General features: G+C 62.7%; 20 protein-coding genes. 10 read left to right on the forward strand and 10 right to left on the reverse strand.

What is annotated here, in order from left to right:
* Nucleotides 1-171: 171 nt before the first annotated feature.
* On the reverse strand, nucleotides 172-1,611 hold the full coding sequence (rhlB, locus tag ONG87_RS03490) for an ATP-dependent RNA helicase RhlB (RefSeq protein WP_192104328.1): 1,440 nt from the start codon (nucleotides 1,609-1,611) through the stop codon (nucleotides 172-174).
* Between the two features lie 269 nt (nucleotides 1,612-1,880).
* Entirely contained in the window at nucleotides 1,881-2,537 is a 657-nt protein-coding gene (locus tag ONG87_RS03495) for an alpha/beta hydrolase (protein WP_192053478.1), read from the reverse strand.
* 468 nt (nucleotides 2,538-3,005) lie between these two features.
* Here ONG87_RS03495 and ONG87_RS03500 point away from each other — a divergent pair, with 468 nt between their 5' ends.
* The 7 genes from ONG87_RS03500 (at nucleotide 3,006) to ONG87_RS03530 (ending at nucleotide 10,821) form a co-directional block, all read left to right on the forward strand.
* Nucleotides 3,006-4,034 carry an amino acid ABC transporter substrate-binding protein gene (locus tag ONG87_RS03500; RefSeq protein WP_122479633.1) on the forward strand — a complete coding sequence of 343 codons (1,029 nt, stop codon included), beginning with the start codon at nucleotides 3,006-3,008 and terminating at the stop codon, nucleotides 4,032-4,034.
* Nucleotides 4,035-4,098: 64 nt separating this feature from the next.
* Nucleotides 4,099-5,280 carry an amino acid ABC transporter permease gene (locus ONG87_RS03505; RefSeq protein WP_122479632.1) on the forward strand — a complete coding sequence of 394 codons (1,182 nt, stop codon included), beginning with the start codon at nucleotides 4,099-4,101 and terminating at the stop codon, nucleotides 5,278-5,280.
* Nucleotides 5,281-5,290: 10 nt separating this feature from the next.
* Nucleotides 5,291-6,388 carry an amino acid ABC transporter permease gene (locus ONG87_RS03510; RefSeq protein WP_043186351.1) on the forward strand — a complete coding sequence of 366 codons (1,098 nt, stop codon included), beginning with the start codon at nucleotides 5,291-5,293 and terminating at the stop codon, nucleotides 6,386-6,388.
* A 10-nt stretch (nucleotides 6,389-6,398) separates the two neighbouring features.
* Nucleotides 6,399-7,163 (forward strand): amino acid ABC transporter ATP-binding protein, encoded by a 765-nt coding sequence (locus ONG87_RS03515; RefSeq protein WP_043186354.1) that lies wholly within the window; start codon nucleotides 6,399-6,401, stop codon nucleotides 7,161-7,163.
* A 321-nt stretch (nucleotides 7,164-7,484) separates the two neighbouring features.
* Nucleotides 7,485-8,708, forward strand: coding sequence for a CynX/NimT family MFS transporter (locus ONG87_RS03520; RefSeq protein WP_264382233.1), 1,224 nt, complete (start codon nucleotides 7,485-7,487; stop codon nucleotides 8,706-8,708).
* A 34-nt stretch (nucleotides 8,709-8,742) separates the two neighbouring features.
* Complete coding sequence (locus ONG87_RS03525; RefSeq protein ID WP_192053484.1) at nucleotides 8,743-9,018, forward strand: GIY-YIG nuclease family protein; 276 nt, start codon at nucleotides 8,743-8,745, stop codon at nucleotides 9,016-9,018.
* Between the two features lie 867 nt (nucleotides 9,019-9,885).
* Nucleotides 9,886-10,821, forward strand: a complete 936-nt coding sequence (locus ONG87_RS03530; RefSeq protein ID WP_192104326.1) for a glutathione S-transferase family protein — start codon at nucleotides 9,886-9,888, stop codon at nucleotides 10,819-10,821.
* Nucleotides 10,822-11,043: 222 nt separating this feature from the next.
* Here the strand turns inward: ONG87_RS03530 and yejK are convergent, their stop codons facing one another.
* A complete protein-coding gene (gene yejK, locus ONG87_RS03535) occupies nucleotides 11,044-12,051 on the reverse strand; it encodes a nucleoid-associated protein YejK (protein WP_122479628.1) in 1,008 nt (335 codons plus the stop codon).
* A 408-nt stretch (nucleotides 12,052-12,459) separates the two neighbouring features.
* Here yejK and ONG87_RS03540 point away from each other — a divergent pair, with 408 nt between their 5' ends.
* The gene (locus ONG87_RS03540; RefSeq protein WP_122479627.1) at nucleotides 12,460-12,741 is read left to right on the forward strand and encodes an HU family DNA-binding protein; all 282 of its coding nucleotides are present in this window, start codon (nucleotides 12,460-12,462) and stop codon (nucleotides 12,739-12,741) included.
* Between the two features lie 160 nt (nucleotides 12,742-12,901).
* Here the strand turns inward: ONG87_RS03540 and rlmF are convergent, their stop codons facing one another.
* The 5 genes from rlmF to ONG87_RS03565 all read right to left on the reverse strand — a co-directional run bounded on the left by rlmF (nucleotide 12,902) and on the right by ONG87_RS03565 (nucleotide 19,478).
* The gene (gene rlmF, locus ONG87_RS03545) at nucleotides 12,902-13,855 is read right to left on the reverse strand and encodes a 23S rRNA (adenine(1618)-N(6))-methyltransferase RlmF (RefSeq protein WP_264382234.1); all 954 of its coding nucleotides are present in this window, start codon (nucleotides 13,853-13,855) and stop codon (nucleotides 12,902-12,904) included.
* A 123-nt stretch (nucleotides 13,856-13,978) separates the two neighbouring features.
* On the reverse strand, nucleotides 13,979-16,825 hold the full coding sequence (locus ONG87_RS03550; RefSeq protein WP_264382235.1) for a valine--tRNA ligase: 2,847 nt from the start codon (nucleotides 16,823-16,825) through the stop codon (nucleotides 13,979-13,981).
* Nucleotides 16,826-17,045: 220 nt separating this feature from the next.
* Nucleotides 17,046-17,429 (reverse strand): DNA polymerase III subunit chi, encoded by a 384-nt coding sequence (locus ONG87_RS03555; RefSeq protein ID WP_122479624.1) that lies wholly within the window; start codon nucleotides 17,427-17,429, stop codon nucleotides 17,046-17,048.
* Between the two features lie 7 nt (nucleotides 17,430-17,436).
* Nucleotides 17,437-17,865: a DNA polymerase III subunit chi gene (locus ONG87_RS03560; protein ID WP_122479623.1), complete on the reverse strand. Its 429-nt coding sequence runs from the start codon at nucleotides 17,863-17,865 to the stop codon at nucleotides 17,437-17,439.
* Between the two features lie 122 nt (nucleotides 17,866-17,987).
* On the reverse strand, nucleotides 17,988-19,478 hold the full coding sequence (locus ONG87_RS03565; protein WP_122479622.1) for a leucyl aminopeptidase: 1,491 nt from the start codon (nucleotides 19,476-19,478) through the stop codon (nucleotides 17,988-17,990).
* A gap of 262 nt (nucleotides 19,479-19,740) precedes the next feature.
* Between ONG87_RS03565 and lptF the strand changes: the two genes are divergently transcribed.
* Nucleotides 19,741-20,865 (forward strand): LPS export ABC transporter permease LptF, encoded by a 1,125-nt coding sequence (gene lptF, locus ONG87_RS03570; protein ID WP_122479621.1) that lies wholly within the window; start codon nucleotides 19,741-19,743, stop codon nucleotides 20,863-20,865.
* A complete protein-coding gene (gene lptG, locus ONG87_RS03575; protein ID WP_122479620.1) occupies nucleotides 20,852-21,913 on the forward strand; it encodes an LPS export ABC transporter permease LptG in 1,062 nt (353 codons plus the stop codon). Before lptF ends, lptG begins: the two co-directional genes overlap by 14 nt.
* 28 nt (nucleotides 21,914-21,941) lie before the next feature.
* Here the strand turns inward: lptG and ONG87_RS03580 are convergent, their stop codons facing one another.
* Both ONG87_RS03580 and ONG87_RS03585 read right to left on the reverse strand, forming a co-directional pair.
* Nucleotides 21,942-22,433 (reverse strand): RDD family protein, encoded by a 492-nt coding sequence (locus tag ONG87_RS03580; RefSeq protein WP_264382236.1) that lies wholly within the window; start codon nucleotides 22,431-22,433, stop codon nucleotides 21,942-21,944.
* Nucleotides 22,434-22,529: 96 nt separating this feature from the next.
* Complete coding sequence (locus ONG87_RS03585; protein WP_122479618.1) at nucleotides 22,530-22,742, reverse strand: cold-shock protein; 213 nt, start codon at nucleotides 22,740-22,742, stop codon at nucleotides 22,530-22,532.
* Nucleotides 22,743-22,951: the final 209 nt, after the last annotated feature.

Consider the following 22,951-nt stretch of genomic DNA (forward strand, 5'->3'; position numbering starts at 1 on the left):
CCCATGCGCTGAGGCAGGTTGGAACGCGGTGCGGCTTTCGCGGCCACGGACCGCTCCTACAGGGGGCTTGAGTACATTCGTAGGAGCGGCCATCGGCCGCAAAGAGGACGGCGCGGTTAGGCAGCTAAATCGCGGTGCGGCTTTCGCGGCCGCGGACCGCTCCTGCAGCGGTCAAGGGTGCTTGCGTTCGACGGGTTTCAGCAGCTCGGCGGACGGCATTTCGAAGTTGATCTTGCGACCCAGCAACGCCTCGATCGATGGGAGCTGGTAGGAGTCGTCTTCGCCGGCGAAGCTGATCGAGACACCGCTGCTGCCGGCCCGGCCAGTACGCCCGATGCGGTGAACGTAGTCATCCGGCACTTCGGGCAAGGTGAAATTGATCACATGGCTGATGCCGTCGATGTGGATGCCGCGGCCCGCCACATCGGTAGCCACCAGTACGCGAATCTTGCCCTCGCGGAAGCCTTCCAGGGTTTTGATGCGCTTGTGCTGCGGCACATCGCCGGACAGTTGCGCGGCATTCACGCCATCGCGCACCAGGCGCTCTTCGATGCGGCGGACTTCGTCCTTGCGGTTGGCAAACACGATGACGCGCTCCCAGTCGTTGCTGGTGACCAGGTTGTAGAGCAGTTTGTATTTGTCGCTGCCAGCCACTGCATACACATGCTGCTCGACGCTTTCGCTGGCCACGTTTTCCGGCTCGATCTCGACGATGGCCGGGTCGGTGGTCCACTGCTGGGCGAGGTTCATCACGTCTGCGGTGAAAGTGGCGGAGAACAGCAGGGTCTGGCGTTCCTGTTTGGGCGGCGTCTGGCGGATGATCTGGCGCACCTGGGGTATGAAGCCCATGTCGAGCATGCGGTCGGCTTCATCGAGCACCATCACCTCGACCATGTCCAGGTGCACTTCGCCGCGCTGGTTGAAGTCCAGCAGGCGGCCGGGGGTGGCAACCAGGATGTCGCAATGGCGTGCTTCGAGCTGCTTGAGCTGCTTGTCGAAGTCCATGCCGCCGACGAACGTCATCACGTTCAGGCCGGTGTACTTGGTCAGGTCTGCGGCGTCCTTGGCAATCTGCACCACCAACTCACGGGTCGGCGCGATGATCAGCGCGCGCGGCTCGCCCATGAAGCGCTCCTTGGGCGGAGGGGTCTGCTGCAGTTGGGAGATGATCGACACGAGGAAGGCAGCGGTCTTGCCGGTGCCGGTCTGGGCGCGGCCGATGGCGTCGCGGCCCTCGAGCGTGTAGCCCAGCACCTGGGCCTGGATCGGTGTGCAGTACGGAAAACCCAGGTCGTGGATGGCGTGCATCAGCTCGTCGGTGAGCGCGAAGTCGTGGAAGCGTGTCTTGCCTTCCTGCGCTTCCACCTGAAAATCGGTACGGCTCCAGGCAGGCGCGACGGGTTTGGGCTGACGGACCCGCACAGGCTTTTCATCGGCGATCACGGTCGGTGCGGGTGCTTCGGGTTCGGGGCTGACGCTGGGGGCTGGCGCAACGGCGGCCGGCTGGGTCGATGCGTGGGTGTCGACGGGTAGGGCGCGGGTGGCGCCAGTGTCGGCTGCAAGGGGTTGCGCCTCGCTTTTGCCGAACATCTTCTTGAGTGCTTTGAGCACAGGCTTCTCATCGATTGGTTGAGGAATGAACGTCAGGCAGTGTAATGCAAGAATCGAGCACGACGATAGAAGAGTGGTGGGGACGTACGGTGGCCGCTGTGTCGCCGGTACTGCGCGGCGCCTGCTTCGCGGCCGATGACCGCTCCTACGAGACGACCGCGAACCTATGTAGGAGCGGCCCGCGGCCGCGAAGGGTGCGCTGCGGTTCGCCGGACACACCGCGGCGCCTGCTTCGCGGCCACAGGTCGCGCCTGCGGATGTGCAAGGTGTCAGTGCAACCGTTCGGCCAGCCAGTCGCCGATGTCGGCGATCTCTTGCGGTAACACTTGGTGACCCATGGGGTATTCCTGCCACGCTGCGTCCACGCCCCAGCGTTTGAGGTATTCATAGGCGCTGCGGCCCATGGCGTTGATCACCACTTCGTCATTCTGCCCGTGCAGGCACAGCGCCGGCGTGCGCTGCTGGCTGGCGGCCAGTTCGATCTGCTCGTCGAAAGTCGGAGCGTAGGTCGACAGCGCCAGCACTCCCCCAAGCGGACCCTGCCAAGTGATATAGGCCGTATGTAATGCCACCGCGCCCCCCTGGGAAAAGCCTGCGATGAAGATCCTTTCCGGCGGGATGCCGCTGGCCTGCTGCTCCTCGATCAGCCCGCAAAGCATCTGCGCAGACGCCTCCAGCTGGCTTTGGTCGATGGCCCGTGCAGGACTCATGGCAATGATGTTGTACCAGCTGGGCATGGCGTAGCCGCCATTGATCGTCACTGCGCGGGTGGGTGCCTGCGGCAGTACGAAACGTGTTCCCTGCAATCGTTGCTGCAAGGCTTCCGCCACGGGCAGGAAGTCATATCGGTCAGCGCCCAGGCCATGCAGCCAGATGACACAGGCGTCGACGCTGTTGTCGGGTTCGATGATCAAGGGGTCGGTCATGGTTGCTCCGTTGTGGGGCGCCCGCTCTGTTTGAGTGCAGTGCGACGAGGCGCGATGGTGCGATCTCTGAAGAAGATGTCGCAAGGCTACAAGTTTTTCTATTGACGTGCATTTAAACGCTGATGCGATTCACTATGGTACGACGCTTGCTATGTAACTGGCGTAATACCAGCATCGTCATCGGCGGTAACACTATAGAACCGTTATGGACTGACGCAGAGCAGTCAACGACGATGCGGAAAAATTTGCCGATGATCACCAGAGACGCCGCAGACCACTGCGTCGAACCTTGCGGGGAGCGGGGGCAAGCGTTGCATATCCCGGTCGGGCCATTCGGTCGGTCGGGTTCATCACTTGTATTGCGATTGATGCTTTGACCCAACAACAAGCCGACACGGGTCGACAGCGCCTCATTTAGGTGCAGCGCAATTCAAGCTCGGACACAACAAGAGCAACTGGAGGTTTTGAATGAAGATGTTGAAATCCACCCTGGCTGTACTGACCGCTGCGACCGTTCTGGGCGTAAGCAGCTTCGCTCAGGCGGGTGCCACTCTGGACGCCATCCAGAAGAAAGGTTTCGTACAGTGCGGCGTCTCCGACGGCCTGCCTGGTTTCTCCGTTCCTGATGCTTCGGGCAAGATCGTCGGTATCGACGCCGACGTCTGCCGCGCTGTTGCGGCTGCCGTGTTCGGTGATGCTACCAAGGTCAAGTTCAGCCAACTGAATGCCAAGGAGCGCTTCACTGCGCTGCAGTCCGGTGAAATCGACATTCTGTCGCGCAACACCACCTGGACCAGCTCCCGCGATGCGGGCATGGGCATGGTCTTCGCCGGCGTCACCTACTACGACGGCATCGGCTTCCTGGTGAACAACAAGCTGGGCGTGAAAAGTGCCAAGGAACTGGACGGCGCCACCATCTGCATCCAGGCCGGTACCACCACCGAGCTGAACGTGTCCGACTACTTCCGTGGCAATGGCCTGAAGTACACCCCGATTACCTTCGACACCTCCGACGAAAGCGCCAAGTCCCTGGAAGGCGGCCGTTGCGACGTATTGACCTCCGACAAGTCGCAGCTGTTCGCCCAGCGCAGCAAGCTGGCCGCGCCGAACGACTACGTCGTGTTGCCGGAAACCATCTCCAAGGAGCCGCTGGGCCCAGTGGTACGCCGCGGTGATGAAGACTGGCTGGCGATCGTCAAGTGGACCCTGTTCGCCCAGCTCAACGCTGAAGAGGCAGGCGTGACTTCGAAGAACGTCGAAGCCGAAGCCAAAGCCACCAAGAACCCTGACGTGGCACGCCTGCTGGGCGCCGATGGCGAATACGGCAAGGATCTGAAACTGCCGAAGGATTGGGTCGTGCAGATCGTCAAGCAGGTCGGCAACTACGGCGAGATGTTCGAGCGCAACCTGGGCGCGAACACCCCGCTGAAGATCGATCGTGGCCAGAACGCTCTCTGGAACGCTGGCGGTATCCAGTACGCACCTCCGGTGCGCTGATCGGCCCGGCGCCTGACGGCACGTTGCCGTCGGGCGCTGTTCTCCATCTCTCCTGGGGCTTTCCATGCAAAATCAAATCGGCGCACCCAAGCAGGGGTTATCCCTGACTGATCCACGTGTGCGTGCGTGGCTTTTCCAGATCATCACCATTGTGGCGGTGGTCGGTATGGGCTGGTTTCTGTTCGACAACACACAGACCAACCTGCAACACCGGGGCATCACTTCCGGCTTCGACTTCCTTGAACGCAGTGCCGGCTTCGGCATTGCCCAACACCTGATCGACTACACCGAATCGGACAGCTACGCGCGCGTGTTCCTGATCGGCCTGCTCAATACCTTGCTGGTGTCGATCATCGGCATCATCCTGGCGACCGTGCTGGGCTTCGTGATCGGCGTGGCGCGACTGTCGCCCAACTTCATGATCAACAAGCTGGCGACCGTCTACATCGAGGTGTTCCGCAACATCCCGCCGCTGCTGCAGATCCTGTTCTGGTATTTCGCGGTGTTCCTGACCCTGCCGGGTCCGCGCGCGGCACATGGTTTCATGGACAGCTTCTACGTCAGCAGCCGTGGATTGAACATGCCGGCCGCGCTGGCCGCGCCAGGCTTTTGGCCATTCGCTATCAGCGTGGTGGTAGCCATCGTGGGCGTCGTACTGATGTCCAAGTGGGCCACCAAGCGCTTCGAGGCCACCGGCCAGCCGTTCCACAAGTTCTGGGTGGGCCTGGCGATCATCATTGTATTGCCGGCCCTGTGCGCGCTGATCTTCGGCACGCCGGTGCATTGGGAAAAACCCGAGCTCAAGGGCTTCAACTTCGTCGGTGGCTGGGTATTGATCCCGGAACTGTTGGCCTTGACCCTGGCCCTGACCGTGTACACCGCGGCGTTCATTGCCGAGATCGTGCGCTCGGGCATCAAGTCGGTCAGCCACGGCCAGACCGAAGCGGCCCACTCGCTGGGGCTGCGCAACGGCCCGACCCTGCGCAAGGTGATCATCCCGCAGGCCCTGCGTGTGATCATTCCGCCACTGACTAGCCAATACCTGAACCTGGCGAAGAACTCTTCCCTGGCAGCGGGTATCGGTTACCCGGAAATGGTTTCGCTGTTCGCCGGTACCGTGCTCAACCAGACCGGTCAGGCGATCGAAGTCATTGCCATCACCATGAGCGTGTACCTGGCGATCAGTATCAGCATTTCCCTGCTGATGAACTGGTACAACAAGCGCATTGCGCTGATCGAACGGTGAGGATGAGCGCATGACGACCCATATTTTCAAACCCGACCAGCCACCACCGAGCAAAGTCTTCGGACCTGTTGCGTGGATGCGCCGGAACCTGTTTTCCAGCTGGCTCAACACGCTGCTGACCCTGCTGTCGCTGTACCTGATCTGGCTGATCGTGCCGCCGCTGTTGAGCTGGTCGATCTTCGACGCAAACTGGGTCGGCACCACCCGTGCCGACTGCACCAAGGAAGGCGCCTGCTGGGTGTTCATCCAGCAGCGTTTCGGTCAGTTCATGTATGGCTATTACCCGCCCGAACTGCGCTGGCGCGTCGATCTGACCGTGTGGCTGGCAGTGCTGGGGGTGGCGCCGCTGTTCATGTCGCGGTTCAAGCGCAAAGCGGTCTATGGCATCGGCTTCCTGGTGCTTTACCCGGTCATCGCCTACTTCCTGCTGCACGGCGGCGCGTTCGGCATGCCGACCGTGGCAACCAGCCAGTGGGGTGGCCTGATGCTGACCCTGGTGATCGCTACCGTGGGCATCGCTGGCGCCTTGCCGCTGGGGATCCTGCTGGCGTTGGGCCGGCGTTCGAAGATGCCGGCGGTGAAGGTGGTCTGCGTGACCTTCATCGAGTTCTGGCGCGGCGTGCCGTTGATCACCGTGCTGTTCATGTCTTCGGTCATGCTGCCGCTGTTCCTGCCCGAGGGCATGAACTTCGACAAGTTGCTGCGGGCGCTCATCGGGGTCATCCTGTTCCAGTCCGCCTATGTAGCCGAAGTGGTGCGCGGTGGCATGCAGGCGATTCCCAAGGGGCAGTACGAGGCGGCCTCGGCCATGGCGCTGGGCTACTGGCGCAGCATGGGCTTGGTGATCCTGCCGCAGGCCTTGAAGATGGTCATCCCGGGCATCGTCAACACCTTCATTGCATTGTTCAAGGACACCAGCCTGGTGATCATCATCGGCCTGTTCGACCTGCTCAACAGCGTCAAGCAGGCGGCAGCCGACCCGGCATGGCTGGGCATGGCAACGGAGGGCTACGTGTTCGCGGCCCTGGTGTTCTGGATCTTCTGTTTCGGTATGTCCCGCTACTCCATGCATCTGGAGCGCAAGCTGGACACTGGCCACAAGCGTTAGGAGCTTAATCATGAGTGAAGCGATCAAGAAACCGGCGGGCGCACCGGGCATCATCCAGATGCAAGGCGTGAACAAGTGGTACGGCCAGTTCCACGTGCTCAAGGACATCAACCTGAACGTGGCCCAGGGCGAGCGCATCGTCCTGTGCGGGCCCTCGGGCTCGGGCAAGTCGACCACCATCCGTTGCCTGAACCGCCTGGAAGAGCATCAGAAGGGCACCATCATCGTCGACGGCGTGGAGCTGACCAACGATCTCAAGCAGATCGAGACGGTACGGCGCGAAGTGGGCATGGTGTTCCAGCACTTCAACCTGTTTCCTCATCTGACCATCCTGCAGAACTGCACGCTGGCGCCGATGTGGGTGCGCAAGATGCCCAAGCGCCAGGCCGAGGAAATCGCCATGCATTACCTGGAGCGCGTGCGCATCCCGGAGCAGGCGCACAAGTTCCCCGGGCAGCTCTCCGGTGGCCAGCAACAGCGCGTGGCCATTGCGCGGGCGTTGTGCATGAAGCCCAAGATCATGCTGTTCGACGAACCGACTTCGGCGCTCGATCCGGAAATGGTCAAGGAAGTACTCGACACCATGATCGGCCTGGCTGAAGACGGTATGACCATGCTCTGCGTGACCCACGAAATGGGTTTCGCGCGCACCGTGGCGAACCGGGTGATCTTCATGGACAAGGGCGAGATCGTCGAACAGGCCGCGCCGAACGACTTCTTCGACAACCCGCAGAGCGACCGGACCCGGATGTTCCTGAGCCAGATCCTGCACTGATTGCCGTTTGCGGCACACGAAAAACCCGGGCCTGTGCCCGGGTTTTTTCGTATCAGGTCTGCCGCACCGCAGCGCCTGCTTCGCGGGCAGAGCCCGCTCCCACAGGGGATCCGCGCCTGTCGTGAGATCCTGTCGTGGGGCCAAGTTGTGGGAGCGGGCTCTGCCCGCGAAGGGCGCGCTGCGGTCTGAAGGGCACACGGTCAGCCGGGCATTTGCCATTGCTGGCAATACGCTCTACGCTTCCTCGTTCAAAGCCGTATCCAAGAGACCATCAGGCGTTCGCGTTCTGGCAATGGTCCGCACTTTCGTTTCTGGACCCTTATGCCTACTGCCAACTGTACCGCTTCGAGCAGCGACGTCGTGACACCGTTGCATAAACCCTGGTTGCTGATCCTTGGCCTGGTGCTGGTGGCGCTGAACCTGCGTCCGGCCTTGTCGAGCATGGCGCCCTTGCTCGCGCAGGTCTCGGCCAGTCTCGGCCTGAGCGGCTCGACGGCCGGCCTGCTGACCACGCTTCCGGTTCTGTGCCTGGGTCTGTTCGCACCCTTGGCGCCTCTGCTGGCACGGCGTTTCGACAGCGAACGGGTGGTCTTGGGTGTGCTGCTCGTGCTGGCCGCCGGCATTGCCCTGCGCAGCCAATTAGGGGTGTGGGGATTGTTCATCGGCAGCCTGGTGGCCGGCGGCAGCATCGGGATCATCGGCGTGTTGCTGCCTGGCATAGTCAAGCGCGACTTCGCCCGACAGGCCGGGACGATGACCGGCGTCTACACCATGGCGCTGTGCCTGGGGGCAGCGCTGGCCGCCGGTTCCAGCGTTCCCCTCAGCCAGTATTTCGATGACAGCTGGCGCATCGGTCTGGCGTTCTGGATGGTGCCTGCATTGCTGGCGGCCGTGTTCTGGCTGCCCCAGACGCGACAAAAGCACGGCGTCCAGCGTGCCCGCTATCGTGTCAGTGGCTTGTTCCGCGATCCCTTGGCCTGGCAGGTCACGCTGTTCATGGGCTTGCAGTCGTCGCTGGCCTACATCGTCTTTGGCTGGCTGCCGTCGATCCTGATCGGCCGGGGCTTGTCTGCCGCCGAGGCAGGACTGGTCATGTCGTTCTCGATCATCGTGCAATTGCCCAGCGCACTCACTGTGCCTTGGCTGGCCACCCGCGGTCGTGATCAGCGCTTGCCAATTGTCGCGGTGATGGCGATGAGTCTGGCCGGTTTGTTCGGCCTGCTTTACGCACCATTGAGCGGGATGTGGGGCTGGGCGATCGTGCTCGGGCTGGGGCAGGGCGGAGTGTTCGCCTTGGCGCTGACCTTGATCGTGCTGCGTTCACGAGACGCCCATGTGGCAGCCAACCTGTCGAGCATGGCTCAAGGTGTGGGCTACACCATCGCGTCGATGGGGCCCTTCGCAGTAGGGTTGGTGCACGACATGACGGGCGGCTGGCGCGCAGTGGGCTGGGTGTTTGCCGTGATTGGCATCGCCGCCACGGCGGCAGGCATGGGGGCCGGGCGTACGCTGCATGTGCGTGCGGTGGCGACGAAGGTGGAATGATGCCGCGGGTTTGCCTACAGGCGTTGCTGAATCAATGACCGACATCACGCCACCCAAGCCCTGGTATGTCTACCTGGTCCGCGCGGCGAATGGCTCGCTCTACTGCGGCATCAGCGACGACCCGCAGCGCCGTTTCGCCAAGCACCAGAGTGGCAAGGGCGCGCGTTTTTTTCTCTCCAGCCCGGCAGTGGCATTGGTGTACTACGAAACCTGGCCCAGCAAAGGTGAAGCGCTGCGCCACGAGCGGCTGATCAAGCGCCTGCGCAAAGTTGCCAAGGAGCATCTGGTAGCGTCTTTCCGCCCCCTGTAGCAGCGGCGCGAGCCGCGTCCGGTGGCACCGCGTTCATTCAGGCACAGCGCATACACCGCCGACGCGACTTGCGCCGCTGCTACAGAGCACGCAATCCGTGTAGCAGCGGCGCGAGCCGCGTCCGGTGACAGCGCGCTCGTTCAGGCACAGCGCATACACCGCCGACGCGGCTTGCGCCGCTGCTACAGAGCACGCAATCCGTGTAGCAGCGGCGCGAGCCGCGTCCGGTGGCAGCGCGTTCATTCAGGCACCGCGCATACACCGCCGACGCGGCTTGCGCCGCTGCTACAGAGCACGCAACCCGTGTAGCAGCGGCGCGAGCCGCGTCCGGTGGCAGCGCGTTCATTCAGGCACAGCGCATACACCGCCGACGCGGCTTGCGCCGCTGCTACAGAGCACGCAATCCCTGTAGCAGCGGCGCGAGCCACGTCCGGTGGCACCGCGTCCACTCAGGCACAGCGCATGCACCGCCGACGCGGCTTGCGCCGCTGCTACAGAGCACGCAATCCCTGTAGCAGCGGCGCGAGCCGCGTCCGGTGGCACCGCGTCCACTCAGGCACAGCGCATGCACTGCCGACGCGGCTTGCGCCGCTGCTACAGAGCACGCAATCCCTGTAGCAGCGGCGCGAGCCGCGTCCGGTGGCAGCGCGTTCATTCAGGCACAGCGCATACACCGCCGACGCGACTTGCGCCGCTGCTACAGAGCACGCAATCCCTGTAGCAGCGGCGCGAGCCGCGTCCGGTGGCACCGCGTTCATTCAGGCACAGCGCATACACCGCCGACGCGGCTTGCGCCGCTGCTACAGGGGTATGTGCTCTGCGCGCGGGCGAGTAAGCTGTGAGCTTTCCCACCCTGCTGGAGCCGATATGTCCGACTTGATCCTGCATCACTATCCGACCTCGCCGTTCGCCGAGAAGGCCCGCCTGATGCTCGGCTTCAAAGGGCTCGCATGGCGTTCGGTACTGATTTCGCCGATCATGCCCAAACCCGATCTGACGGCGTTGACCGGTGGCTACCGCAAGACCCCGGTGTTGCAGGTGGGCGCCGATGTGTATTGCGACACGGCCCTGATCGCTCGCCGTCTGGACCAGGAAAAAGCCTTCCCGTCGCTGTTGCCCCAAGGCCAGGAACTGACTGTCGCCACCTTCGCCGCCTGGGCCGATTCTGTGCTGTTCCAGCATGCGGTCAGCCTGGTATTTCAACCCGAGTCCATCAGTGCCCGTCTGGCGCGCCTGCCGGAAGACGCTGCCAAGGCGTTCATCGCCGATCGCATGGCGCTGTTCCAGGGTGGTACGGCCACTCGTTTGTCGGTCGAGCAGGCCAAGCATCAGTGGCCGACGTTCATGACGCGCCTGGAACAGCAGCTGCAGGACGCAGAAGGCGATTACCTGTTTGGCGAACCTACTTTGGCAGATTTCTCCCTGGCCCATCTGTTGTGGTTTCTCAAGGGCACGCCGGTCACTGCACCGCTGGTGGATATCTATCCCGCCATTCATGCCTGGCTGGGGCGCGTGCTGGGCTTTGGCCATGGTACCTACAGCGACCTGAGTGCCGATGAGGCACTGGCGATAGCCAAGGCGGCTACTCCGGCAGCCTTGCCTACGGAAACGTTCGAAGACCCCAATGGCTTCAAGGTCGGCGATCAGGTGAGCGTGGCGGCAGTGGACTACGGCGTCGACCCGGTGTGTGGAGAGTTGTTGTTTGCCGGTGCCGAGGAATTGATCATAAGGCGCGAAGACGAGCGCGCCGGGATGGTGCATGTGCATTTCCCACGCGTCGGTTTTGCCCTCGCGAAGCAGTAACGGCCTTACGTTCAGCGCGTTACACCGCGGCGCCTGCTTCGCGGCCGGTGACCGCTCCTACGGGATGTCCGCGATGTGCAAGGGCCTGGTGTGGGAGCGGGGCGGGCGGCTGAGCCCTCTGCCCGCGAAGGGCGCGCTGCGGTCTGATTGACACACCGCGGCGCCCGCTTCGCGGCCGGTGACCGCTCCTACGGGGTGCAGGCGCACCGCTGTAGGGTCAGGTCAGTCCTTGCGGCGTTTGAGCTGGTCGGTCAGTTGGGACGGCAGGCCCTTGATGATCAAGGTGCCGGCCTCTTCATCGTATTCGATCTTGGAACCCAGCAAGTGGGCTTCAAAACTGATCGACAGCCCCTCGGCGCGCCCGGTGAAGCGGCGAAACTGGTTGAGGGTGCGCTTGTCCGCCGGGATCTCGGGCGACAAGCCGTAATCCTTGTTGCGGATATGGTCATAGAAGGCCTGGGGGCGGTCTTCATCTATCAGCCCCGACAACTCCTTCAACGTCACCGGCTCGCCCATCTTGCTCTGACTGGTGGCGTAGTCCACCAGGGTCTGGGTTTTCTCCCGTGCGGACTCTTCGGGCAGGTCTTCGCTTTCGACGAAGTCACTGAAGGCCTTGAGCAATGTCCGCGTTTCGCCCGGGCCGTCGACGCCCTCCTGGCAGCCGATGAAGTCGCGGAAATACTCCGAGACCTTCTTGCCGTTCTTGCCCTTGATGAACGAGATGTACTGCTTGGACTGCTTGTTGTTCTGCCACTCCGACAGGTTGATGCGGGCCGCCAGGTGCAACTGCCCCAGGTCCAGGTGCCGCGACGGTGTGACGTCGAGCTCGGAGGTCACCGCCACGCCTTCGCTGTGGTGCAGCAGCGCAATGGCCAGGTAATCGGTCATGCCCTGTTGGTAGTGCGCGAACAGCACATGCCCGCCTGTGGAGAGATTCGATTCTTCCATCAGTTTCTGCAGGTGCTCGACGGCCGTGCGGCTGAACTGGGTGAAGTCGCGACCCTCGTCCAGGTAGTCCTTGAGCCAGCCGCTGAAAGGGTGCGCGCCGGACTCGGCATGGAAGAAGCCCCAGGCCTTGCCCTGCTTGGCGTTGTAGCTTTCATTGAGGTCGGCAAGCAGATGTTCGATGGCGCTGGACTCGGCCAGCTCGCTGTCGCGCGCATGAAGCACGGCGGGTGTGCCGTCGGGTTTCTTGTCGATCAAATGGACGATGCAGTGACGGATCGGCATGGGCTTCTCGGCTGGTCTGTTTGACGGGCACGGTGGACGTGGCGGGCCGTGCGGCAAAGGGGCGAAGTGTAACGTAGATAGGGGTTTTACGGCTTGCTGGTGACGGGCGCGTGCGCTGAAACGACGAAATCGTCTACTTTTCGGCCAAACCCATGATAAAGCTGAATAAAAGGACCGCTTGTGGCGGATATTTGTCTGGCTCTGTGCTAGTTTTGCCCGGTCTTGCGGCCCACAAGGCCGTGAAGCCCCGCAGAGAGCGGCTTTCGAGTCGAACCAAACGCCATTCTGGGTATCTACAATGGCGATTGGCATGACCGAAACGTGAGCCCCGGCGGACGTCGCACGCCCGGCTCCGACTTACGCTGCACTTTGCAATCCAATTGAATTTGATAGGGAAGGTACACCACCATGGCATTAACCAAAGACCAACTGATCGCCGATATCGCTGAAGCTATCGACGCGCCGAAAACCACCGCGCGCAACGCTATCGAGCAGCTGGGCCAGATCGTTGCCGATCAATTGGAAAATGGCAACGAGATCACCTTGCCTGGTATCGGCAAGCTGAAGATCACCGAGCGTCCTGCCCGTACCGGCCGTAACCCTTCGACCGGCGCTGCCATCGAAATCGCTGCCAAGAAAGTCGTCAAGTTCGTCCCAGCCAAAGTGCTGACCGATTCCGTCAACAAGTAATTGTAACGGCTCGACGAACCGTGCCGCGGGTCAACCCGGGCGCGGTTTTTTTGTGCCCGCAGAATGTACCCAACCCTGTGGGAGCGGGCTCTGCCCGCGAAGGGCGCGCCGCGGTACGCCTGATACACCGCAGCGCCTGTTTCGCGGCCGATGGCTGCTCCTACGATGTTTGTAGTGAGGTAAACCAGCTGTTACGCGCCTGTTCGGGCAGGAAGGTCCAGGCGACGAAGCGGCTTTGCTTCTGGCCTTGACCCATTTCCACCACGCGTACCTGCGCCGCCTGGACCTTGCTCAGGGTCGCCTGGATGGCCGCAAGGTTGGAAGCCTTGGACACCAGCGTAGAAAACCACAACACCTGCTTGCCCAGCGCCACGCTTTCGTTGATCAACTGGGTCACGAAGCGAATCTCGCCCCCTTCACACCACAGCTCGTTGTTCTGCCCACCGAAGTTCAGCACCGGCAGCTTGCGCTTGGGATCGGCCTTGCCCAGTGCACGCCACTTGCGCTGGCTACCACGCGTGGCATCCTCCAGCGAAGCATGGAACGGTGGGTTGCACAGGGTCACGGCGAACCGTTCCTCGGCGCCTATCAGTCCCTGCAGAATCTGCCGTGGCTGGCCCTGCAGGCGCAGAGTGATGGCCTTGCCCAGCTTGTTCGCCTGGACGATGGTATTGGCCGAAGCCAACGCCACCGGGTCTATGTCGGACCCCACGAACTGCCAGCGATAGTCACTGTGCCCCAGCAATGGATAGATGCAGTTGGCGCCCACACCTACATCCAGTGCCTTGACCGCAGTGCCTCTGGGAATCTCTGCTCCGTTGCTTTCGGCCAGCAGGTCCGCCAGGCAATGCAGATAATCGGCGCGCCCGGGGATGGGCGGGCAGAGGTAACCCGCCGGAATATCCCAGTGCCGAATGCCGTACAACGCTCCGAGCAGGGCCCGATTGAATACCTTCACCGCTGCCGGGTCGGCGAAGTCGATGCTTTGCTTGCCATACGGGTTGAGAATGACGAACCGGGCGAGGTCCGGGTGGGCCTTGATCAGTTGCGGGAAATCGTAGCGGCCCTGGTGGCGATTGCGCGGGTGCAGGGTGGGTTTTTGCGGGGTGGACATGGGGAGGTTACCGGTGAGGCTGCCGGCCTCTTCGCGGGCAGAGCCCGCTCCCACAGGGATCTACTGGGTTGCATAGATCTCTGTGGGGGCGAGCAGCGCCCGCGATGAGGCCCGCAAGACGAATTACAGGCTGGCGATCCGCGCGTGCTGTTCGGCCAGCTTGGTCAATGCCTGTTCGGCTTCGGCCAGTTTGGCGCGCTCTTTGTCGATGACGGCGGGAGGCGCCTTGTCGACGAAGGCCGCATTGGACAACTTGCCGCCCACGCGTGCCACTTCACCATTCAGACGCTGGATCTCCTTGTCCAGACGCGCCAGTTCGGCGTCCTTGTCGATCAAGCCTGCCATGGGCACCAGCACTTCCATCTCGCCGACCAGCGCGGTGGCACTCAGAGGCGCCTCCTGGCCATCGGCAAGCACGGTGATGGATTCCAGCTTGGCAAGCTTGCGCAGCAAGGCATCGTTCTCCTGCAGGCGACGCTGGTCCTGGCTGCCGGTGTTCTTGAGGAACAGGGCCAGCGGCTTGCCTGGACCGATGTTCATCTCTCCACGAATGTTGCGCACGCCCAGCATCAGGCCCTTGAGCCACTCGATGTCGTCTTCGGCCGCCGTATCGATGCGGCTTTCGTTGGCCACCGGCCAAGGTTGCAGCATGATCGTCTTGCCCTGCACACCGGCGAGCGGCGCCAGGCGCTGCCAGATTTCTTCGGTGATGAACGGCATGAACGGATGCGCCAGGCGCAGGGCCACTTCAAGCACGCGCACCAAGGTGCGGCGAGTACCGCGCTGACGCTCGATCGGCGCGTTTTCGTCCCACAGCACAGGCTTGGACAGCTCCAGGTACCAGTCGCAATACTGGTTCCAGATGAACTCGTAGAGCGCCTGGGCAGCCAGGTCGAAACGGAACTGGTCGAGGTGGCGGGTCACTTCGGCTTCGGTGCGCTGCAGTTGCGAGATGATCCAGCGATCGGCCAGCGACAGCTCGTAGGCTTCGCCGTTCTGGCCGCAATCCTCGCCCTTGTCGAGCACGTAGCGCGCCGCGTTCCAGATCTTGTTGCAGAAGTTGCGATAGCCTTCGACGCGGCCCATGTCGAACTTGATGTCACGACCGGTGGACGCCAGCGAACAGAAGGTGAAGCGCAAGGCGTCGGTGCCGTAGCTGGCAATGCCGCCTTCGAACTCGTCGCGGGTCTGCTTTTCGATCTTCTTCGCCAGTTTGGGCTGCATCAGGCCGCTGGTGCGTTTTTCCACCAGGGCTTCGAGCTCGATACCGTCGATGATGTCCAGCGGGTCAAGCACGTTGCCCTTGGACTTGGACATCTTCTGGCCCTGGCCGTCACGCACCAGGCCATGCACGTAGACGGTCTTGAACGGCACCTGCGGCGTACCGTTCTCGTCCTTGACCAGGTGCATGGTCAACATGATCATCCGGGCGACCCAGAAGAAGATGATGTCGAAACCGGTGACCAGCACGTCGGTGCTGTGGAATTTCTTCAGAAATTCGGTCTGTTCCGGCCAGCCCAGGGTGGAGAAGGTCCACAGGCCCGAGCTGAACCAGGTATCCAGTACGTCGTTGTCCTGGTTGAGCGTCACGTCGGCGCCCAAGCCGTGCTTGCTGCGCACTTCCTCTTCGCTGCGGCCGACATAGACCTTGCCGGACTCGTCGTACCAGGCTGGAATGCGATGGCCCCACCAGAGCTGGCGGCTGATGCACCAGTCCTGGATGTCACGCATCCAGGAGAAGTACATGTTTTCGTATTGCTTGGGTACGAAGGCGATGCGGCCGTCTTCCACGGCGGCGATGGCAGGCTCGGCCAGCGGCTTGGTGGACACGTACCACTGGTCGGTCAACCAAGGCTCGATGACCGTACCGGAGCGATCGCCCTTCGGCACTTTCAAGGCGTGGTCGTCGACGCTGACCAGCAGGCCGGCGGCGTCGAACGCGGCGACGATCTGCTTGCGTGCCTCGAAGCGGTCCAGGCCGGCGTATTCGCCGGGCAAGGTGCCGTCCACGCTGTCGTTCAGGGTCCCGTCGAGGTTGAACACCTGGGCACTGGCCAGCACCTGGGCATTCTTGTCGAAGATGTTGAGCAGCGGCAGGTTGTGGCGCTTGCCTACTTCGTAGTCGTTGAAATCGTGGGCCGGGGTGATTTTCACGCAGCCGGTACCGAACTCAGGGTCGCAATAGTCATCCGCGATGATCGGAATGCGACGGCCCACCAATGGCAGTTCGACGAACTTGCCGATCAAGGCCTGGTAGCGCTCGTCGCTCGGGTTCACCGCGACGGCGGCGTCACCGAGCATGGTTTCCGGGCGCGTGGTGGCGACGATCAGGAAGTCATTGCCTTCGGCCGTTCTGGCGCCGTCTGCCAGCGGGTACTTGAGGTTCCAGAGGAAACCCTTTTCGTCGTGGTTTTCCACTTCCAGGTCGGAGATCGCCGTGTGCAGCTTGGTGTCCCAGTTGACCAGGCGCTTGCCGCGGTAGATCAGGCCGTCTTCGTGCAGGCGCACGAACGCTTCCTTGACCGCTTCGGACAGGCCGTCATCCATGGTGAAGCGTTCGCGGCTCCAATCGACCGATGAGCCGAGGCGGCGAATCTGGCGGCTGATGTTGCCACCGGACTGGTCTTTCCATTCCCAGATCTTTTCCAGGAATTTTTCCCGGCCCAGATCATGGCGATTCAGCCCCTGGGCTTCGATCTGACGCTCGACCAGCATCTGCGTAGCGATGCCAGCGTGGTCGGTGCCAGGCTGCCACAGGGTGTTGCGGCCCTGCATGCGACGAAAACGGATCAGCGCGTCCATGATGGCGTTGTTGAAGCCATGGCCCATGTGCAGGCTGCCAGTCACGTTCGGCGGCGGAATCATGATGGTGTAGGAGTCGCCGGCACCTTGCGGGGCGAAATAGTTCTCGGCCTCCCAGGTCTGGTACCAGGAAGTTTCGATAGCGTGCGGCTGGTAGGTCTTATCCATGCGCGGCGGGACCCTATAAGGCATTTATTCAAAGAAAGCCGGGAAGTATAGCGGGGATATGGCGGCTATGGGAGGGAGGCGGGCTGCGTAGGAGCGGTCCGTGGCCGCGATGGGCGCGATTCGGTATGGCTGACACACCGTAGCGCCTGTTTCGCGGCCGATGACCGCTCCTACGGTGGTAGGCGAGCGGTCCGTGGCCACGAAGGCGCGGGGGAGGGTATCAGCCCTGGTTGAGCAACCTTTCCATGCGCGCTTCGAGGCGGCGCTTGATTTCGGTTTCGATGTGAGGCGCGAAGTCGTCGATCACATCCTGCATGATCAACTGGGCCGCGGCGCGCAGTTCGGCGTCCAGGTGCAGCAAGGTATCCTGGCGATTCTGCGCCGGGCTGGGTGCCGCTGCCGGTTCCAACGGCAGGGCCGCCGGTGCAGTGGCCACGGGTTCGTCGTGCAGTTCGAACAGCAACGGCACCTCGGGTTCGCTGCGAACCACGGCGTCGGTCAGCAACGGTGGTTGCAGAGTGTCGTCGCCGAGCAGCTTGCGGATCGACTCGAGGTCGTCCAGCAGGTGTACGGATTTGGGCAAAGGCTTGGTGTTGTTGTCCATCTTGGGCTCAAAGTCGCGATAAGCGGTGGTCTTGCAGAGGATAGCCTTGTTCACGGTAGAAACGAAAACTCTCCCGGGCGGCCTGACGAATAGCAGGGTCTTCGACGACAATTTCGGCAACGCGTGCGAACTGGCTGGCAAAGCCTGGAACGTTCAAGGCCAGATTGATCAGGAGATCGTCATGGCCTGCCGCCTGGGCTGCGATGCCCAATGTGACGGGCGCGTGAGGGCCATCCTCTTCAAGGCTGTGGGGCACGAAGCTTTCACCCTTGAAACTCCACAGGCGTGCGTCCAGTGCTTCGCGCTGGGCAGCGTCGGTGCAATGAACGTACACCCGGTGGCCCAACCGCCAGGCTTTTTCAGCCAACTTGCAGGCGAAATCCAGGCGTGCGGCGGGCAGGGGAGTGGGCAGAACATAGAAGTCGACTTGGGGCATGGTGTGTTCCTGGTGCTTGAGACCGAGTCGCCCTCTTCGCGGGCAGAGCCCCCTCCCACAGGAAGCATGCTTGTGTGGGAGCGGGGCTCTGCCCGCGAAAAGACCGACGCGGACTTGAGGCATTACACCCCGGCGCGGTCCAGCAGGTACTGGGTGAGCAGAGGCACCGGACGACCGGTGGCGCCCTTGTCCTTGCCGCCACTGACCCATGCCGTGCCGGCAATGTCCAGGTGCGCCCACTCGTAGGCCTTGGTGAACCGGGACAAGAAGCAGCCCGCGGTGATGGCGCCGCCCTTCGGCCCGCCGATGTTGGCGATGTCGGCGAACGGACTGTCCAGTTGCTCCTGGTACTCCTCGAACAGCGGCAGCTGCCAGCAGCGGTCGTCGGCCTGCTTGCCGGCTTCCAGCAGTTGGCCGACCAAGGCCTCGTTGTTGCTCATCAGGCCCGTGGTATGGCCACCCAGAGCCACAACGCAAGCACCGGTCAAGGTCGCGATGTCGATCACCGCGCGCGGGTTGAAGCGCTCTGCGTAGGTCAGCGCGTCGCACAGCACCAGACGGCCTTCGGCGTCGGTGTTGAGAATTTCCACGGTCTGCCCGCTCATGGTTTCGACGATGTCGCCAGGGCGCGTCGCGCGATCACTGGGCATGTTCTCGGCGCAGGCCATCAGGCACACCAGGTTGATCGGCAGCTCCAGCTCCAGCACGGCGCGCAGGGTGCCGAACACGCTGGCAGCACCGCACATGTCGTACTTCATCTCGTCCATGCCGGCGGCTGGCTTGATGCTGATGCCGCCGGTGTCGAAGGTGATGCCCTTGCCGACCAGCACGTACGGCTGCTCGGATTTCTTCGCGCCTTGATAGTTGAGCACGATCAACCGCGGTGGCTGCGCACTGCCCTGGGCTACGGCCAGGAACGCACCCATGCCCAGTTCCTTGAGCTTCTTCTCGTCGTGAATCTCGACCTTGAGGTTCTTGTGCGCCTTGCTCAGGCTCTTCGCGGCTTCGGCCAGGAAGCTGGGGTGGCACAGGTTGGGTGGCAGGTTGCCCAGATCCTTGGTGAAGCTCATGCCACTGGCAATCGCCTTGGCGTGGGCAACGGCGCGTTCGACGTCGGCCTGGCTGGATTTCTGGGTCAGCAGGGTGATCTTCTGCAAGGCACGTGGATCGGCCTTCTTGCTTTTGAAGCGATCGAACACGTACTCGCCATCGAGCAGGGTTTCTGCCAACAGGCGCGTTCTGCCATAGGCATCGCGGCCCTTGACGGTCAGTTCGTCGAAGGCAAACACGGCATCGCTGCCGCCCAGGTTCTTCAGTACGCCGTAGGCAGCGCTGGCCAGTTTGCGCCACGGGCGGTCGGCCAGTTCGTCGTCCTTGCCGCTGCCCACCAGCAGCAGGCGCTCGGCCTTGAGCGCTGGCACGCCCGGCAGCAACAGGGTCTGGCCCGCACGCCCGGCGATGTCGCCGCGCTTGAGTGCAGCGCTGATCAAGCCGCCGCTCAGGCCGTCGATCTTGCTGGCAATGGCGCCCAGGGCGCGTTCTTCGCCAATGGCGACGACCAGGGTCGCGGTTTTAACTGATTCGGCAGCAACGCTCTTTACAACCAATTCCATATCCAGAACCCCTGATTCTAGGTCGATGCTTGCGCAAGACGGTTCGCGCGAAAGCAGCCAGTTTGACCCCAGCCCCAGCCCGCTCGCAACCTTTGCATGGCGGTAATTGTCCACCCGATGCCGCTGTTAAGTGACAGGCACAGCCTTTCACAGGATAATGCGGCGACTTTTTACCTGGCCCGCTCAAGCGGGCCGGCCCCTGTCCTGGCTGCTACGTTCCCCTGTCGGGCTGCCTGCGCGCGACGACCCTGGAGTGTCTGGTTTGATCGTTTTCCGTTATCTGTCCCGTGAGGTCATGATCACAATGAGCGCCGTGAGTGCCGTGCTCCTGGTGATCATCATGAGCGGGCGCTTCATCAAGTATCTGGCCCAGGCGGCGTCCGGCATCCTGGACCCCGGCGTGCTGTTCATGATCATGGGCTTCCGCCTGCCGGGCTTCCTGCAACTGATCCTGCCGCTGGGCCTGTTCCTGGGCATCCTGCTGGCGTATGGGCGGCTGTACCTGGAAAGCGAGATGACCGTGCTTTCCGCCACCGGCATGAGCCAGCAGCGCCTGTTGGCCATCACCCTGGCTCCGGCGACGCTGGTCGCCCTGCTGGTGGCGTGGTTGAGCCTGAGCCTGGCTCCGCAGGGCGTTGCCCAGGTCGCCACGATCATCAACCAGCAGGACGCCATGACCGAATTCGACACCCTGGTGCCCGGTCGCTTCCAGGCGCTGCGCGATGGCACACGGGTGACCTACACCCAGAGCCTCTCGGAAAACCGCGTCGATCTCAGCGGCGTGTTCATTTCCGAGAAGCGCATGTCCCAGGACAAGGCCAAGGACCGTGGGATCTCCGTGCTGGTGGCTGAAAAAGGCCGCCAGGAAGTGCGCGCCGACGGCAACCGCTACCTGATCCTGGAAAACGGCTTCCGCTACGACGGCAATCCGGGCGAGGCCAACTACCGCGCCATCCAGTACGACACCTATGGCGTGCTCCTGCCCAAGCCCGACGTGAGCAGCGACATCACCGACCGCGAGGCCATCCCCACTGGCGAGCTGTGGGGCAGCACCGATCCACGGCCGCGCGCCGAGCTGCAGTGGCGCCTGTCACTGCCGGTGCTGGTGTTCATCGTGACCCTGATGGCGGTCCCGTTGTCACGGGTCAACCCGCGGCAGGGACGCTTCCTCAAACTGCTGCCGGCGATCCTCCTGTACATGGCCTACCTGACTCTGCTCATCGCCGCGCGTAGCGCCATGGAAAAAGGCCGCCTGCCCGCAGCGCTGGGCATGTGGTGGGTGCACGTGCTGTTCCTGGCCATCGGCCTGCTGCTGATGTACTGGGAACCGATGAAGCTGGCCCGTGCCAGCCGTCGCGCCAAGGGGGTGACCCATGGTCAAGCTTGATCGCTACATCGGCAAGAGCGTGGCGGTCGCCATCCTCGCGGTGCTGGGCATCATTCTCGGGCTGGCTTCGCTGTTCGCCTTCATCGACGAAATGGGCGACATCAGCGACAGCTACACCTTGCTCGATGCCGGCAAGTACGTTGCCCTGACCGCGCCGCGGCGGGTCTACGACATGCTGCCGATGGCGGCCCTGATCGGCTGCCTGATCGGCCTCGGCAGCCTGGCCAGCAGCAGCGAGTTGACCATCATGCGTGCGGCGGGCGTCTCGGTGGGGCGCATCGTCTGGGCCGTGATGAAGCCGATGCTGGTGCTGATGGTGGTCGGCGTACTGGTGGGCGAATACGTCGCCCCGCCGGCAGAGAACAAGGCCCAGGCCGAGCGCTCGCTGGCCCTGGGCAGTGGCGATGCGCAAAGCGGCAAGCACGGCATGTGGCACCGCCAGGGTGACGAGTTCATCCACATCAACACGGTGCAGCCACGAGGCCTGCTGTATGGGGTGACACGCTATCGCTTCGACGACCAGCGCCACATGCTCAGCGCCAGTTTCGCCCGCAAGGCGCAATACGACGGCGATCACTGGCAGCTGAACGACGTCACCACCACGCTGTTTCACGCCGATCGCAGCGAAGTGGTCAAGGCCGCCGAAGAGCGCTGGGAAGTCTCCCTGACCCCCCAGTTGCTCAGCACGGTGATCGTGGCACCCGAAGCATTGTCCATCTCCGGGTTGTGGGGCTATATCCACTACCTGGCCGACCAGGGTCTCAACAACGGTCAGTACTGGCTGGCGTTCTGGGTCAAGGTGCTGCAGCCGCTGGTAACGGCGGCATTGGTGTTGATGGCCATCTCCTTCATCTTCGGTCCGTTGCGCTCGGTCACCCTGGGCCAGCGCGTGTTCACCGGTGTGCTGGTGGGCTTCGTGTTCCGCATTGCCCAGGACCTGCTCGGGCCTTCGAGCCTGGTGTTCGGCTTTCCGCCGCTACTGGCGGTGGTGTTGCCTGCGGCGATCTGCGCGGTGGCGGGACTCTGGCTGCTGCGACGCGCTGGTTAGCGCCTGGCGATCACCTTCGAACCGGCCCTCAGTGGCCGGTTTTTTCTTTGGCAACCCGCACGACCTGGCTACCTGAACCCAAGTCGTGCCAGGTGCGCTGGCGGCGCTCCATCAGCATCCACCACCAACCGAGCCCCAGGCACAGCCAGGACAACAGTGCCAGCACGAAGCGCAGCAGCGCCTGGCCGAGGCTGACGGTGCTGCCGTCGACGTTCTGCACGCGAATACCCCAGGCCTGCATACCCAGGGTCTGTCCGCCATGGGTCCAGAAACGAGCGAAGAAGGCGAACGACAGGCTCGTCAGCAGCAGCGACAGCCATGGATCGTGATCCAGCGCACCTGCCTCGGAAAGGACGCGCAGACGGGCCTCACCGTACCAACCCATCTGGGCCAGCTTGTACAGCCCGGCGGCAGCCATCAGCAGCGCCAGACACAGGATCAGGTCGTAGGTCGCTGCGGCCAAGCGCCGAGCCAGGCTCGCCGGTACCGGCTGCAGGTTGTGCGCTGCAATGGGCGCCATCGAAGATCCTTGGGCAGAATTGGCCGGTCACGTCGGCCGAGCGGCCACAAAAAAGCCCCAGGCTATCAGCGCTGGGGCTTTTCGGCGACGCTCGAATCAAGCCTCGGCTTGAACCTCGTCAGCCTGCAGGCCTTTCTGGCCCTGCACGGCAACGAAGGTGACCTTCTGGCCTTCCTTCAGGCTTTTGAAGCCGTTGCCCTGAATGGCGCGGAAGTGTACGAACAGGTCCGGGCCGCTCTCAGGGGTGATGAAACCAAAACCTTTTTCGTCGTTGAACCACTTGACGGTACCGCTTTGACGATTCGACATAGCTTAATTTCCTTGAAACCTAGAATTATTAACAGCGTCTTTCACATGAAAGATCACTGGGCTGATTTGCAGGAAAGTAAGAGACGTCGAACGGGTTGTAGCAATGATCAGAGCTACTGCCCAGGTCACGATCCAAGCGACCCATGCAAACACAGTGGAGAAACTTTACGCTAACTTCAGCGAGAAAAACAAGCCCTCGCAACCTGCGC

It is taken from the genome of Pseudomonas sp. MM227 (genome assembly GCF_947090715.1).
GTDB lineage: Bacteria > Pseudomonadota > Gammaproteobacteria > Pseudomonadales > Pseudomonadaceae > Aquipseudomonas > Aquipseudomonas baltica.